We start from the raw sequence: 2,082 nt of genomic DNA on the forward strand, positions 1-2,082 counted from the left end.
ACGTCCGGAATCAATAAAGGCGGTTAAGGATTCAACAAATGCCTCACCCCACCAGGTTTTATGCATACTCATCTTCTGTCACCATCTGATTTTTAAGTTTAATTAAGTCCATAAAGGATCGGGTATCAAGTGTGCCAAGCCATGATTCATCACTACCAACAATCATATCCGATACGCGCTGCTTATCTTCAAGCATTCGATCAATGCTTTCTTCAATGGTGCCTGCGGTAATGTACTTATGCGCAAACACGGTTTTTTCTTGTCCGATACGATAGGCTCTGTCTGTCGCTTGATTTTCAACCGCAGGGTTCCACCAGCGATCAAAGTGAATGACGTGATTGGCTTTGGTTAAGGTAATCCCGACACCACCGGCTTTTAATGACAGGATAAATACCGCAGGCGGTGATTCTGGATTTTGAAATTCTGTAATCATTTTTTCGCGTTTTGGACGAGATGTGCCACCATGCAGATAATAAGTCATATAACCATGTTGCTGTCGCATAATCTTTTCAAGCTCCTGACAGACGTCGGTAAACTGACTGAAAATTAAAACACTTTCCCCGTTAAGCATGATTTCTTTGGTCATATCTAATAGTCTTTGCAGTTTGACAGATCGCTCAGGGGTAAAAGCGCTACCATCTTGCAAAACCTGTGCAGGATGGTTACATGCCTGTTTTAGTTTCAATAGTGAGGAAACGAAAATTGCATTTTTCTCAATGCCTGTCGCGGTTCTTAATCTTTCCTCAGTTTCATCAACAATTGCCTGATAGATGGATGCCTGCTCTTTGGTTAACTGGCAGTACACCTTCTGCTCGATTTTATCCGGCAAATCTTTAATGATATTTTTATCGGTTTTCACGCGATGAAGGATAAATGGCTCAACCATTTTTTTAAGCATCTGGGTGCGATATTCATCATTATCTTTTTGCACGGGTAGCTCAAACTCTTTTCTAAAAGCAGTTTTATTGCCAAGATAGCCCGGATTGAGAAAATTAAATATTGACCATAAGTCCATCAGTCGGTTTTCAACAGGGGTTCCTGTTAAAGCAATTCGCGATTGTCCTTCTAAAGAACATAGCGCTTTGGTCTGTGCCGCTGTCGGGCTTTTTATATTCTGCGCCTCATCAACAATGATTCGCGACCAATGTTGGGATTGAAAGACATTTTTATCTCGTCTTAATAGTCCAAAGGAAGTAATGACAATATGCGTATTCTCAATCGCCTTGTGAAACATATCGGCTTTGCGATTAGCGCCATGATAAATATAGGTTTTAAGCTCTGGTGCAAATTTACTGATTTCCCGATCCCAGTTACCAATCACTGACGTTGGTGCTACGAGTAATGCAGGGGTTTCTGCTTTACGTGCCAAGAGCAGCGAAATAATCTGCATGGTTTTGCCCAGACCCATGTCATCGGCAAGACAGGGATTCATGCCAATAGATTCCAGATAGGCCAACCATGATAAGCCCTTGACTTGATAAGGTCTTAAGGTTGCCTGCAAATCAGTTGGAGACTCAAGCATAGTAATGGCATCTTTATTAACCAGCTGATCCATCATTTTTTCAAGTGCTGCATCAACATCAATATCAAACTCATCCTCTTTCGCAGCCATTTCAAGTAGGTCTTTAATGCTTCCTTCTTTTCTGTCAATTTCAGAAGATTCAATGAGTTTCTGCATACGCTGCATTTCTTTAGGGTCAATTTCAATCCACTGTCCACGGAAAAACACCAGATCAGATTTAGCCTCAAGCAGCATCTGCCATTCTTTATCAGATACCTGATGCTCACCAATCGCATAGCTGTAATCAAATCCAACCAGACTGTCGTAGCCAAGATAGCCTTTAGGGTTATCAAATTTTAGATCATCACGTTTTCTTTTAGAGGCTTTGATTTTCACTTTAGCTTTCAAGCGACCTTTTTTAGTCCACCATGAGGGGACAATCACACTGTAACCGCAGGCGTGGAGTGTCCAGGCGTCTTCTTTTAAAAACTGAAAGGCTTCATCTTTACTTAAGGTGATTTCAGGGGTATCCAATCCAGCATCAAACAATCGCTCAACAGGTTTAAATAAACGGCTGGCAT

The 2,082-nt window shown here is 41.5% G+C and carries 1 protein-coding gene; it reads right to left on the reverse strand.

Features of this window, described 5'->3' with window-relative positions; all coding sequences use genetic code 11:
• Positions 1-58: 58 nt before the first annotated feature.
• On the reverse strand, positions 59-2,082 hold a 2,024-nt coding region (locus DNJ75_RS14685; protein ID WP_157968395.1), incomplete at its 5' end, for a DEAD/DEAH box helicase.

Source organism: Cysteiniphilum litorale, from assembly GCF_003428165.1.
GTDB classification, from domain to species: domain Bacteria; phylum Pseudomonadota; class Gammaproteobacteria; order Francisellales; family Francisellaceae; genus Caedibacter; species Caedibacter litoralis.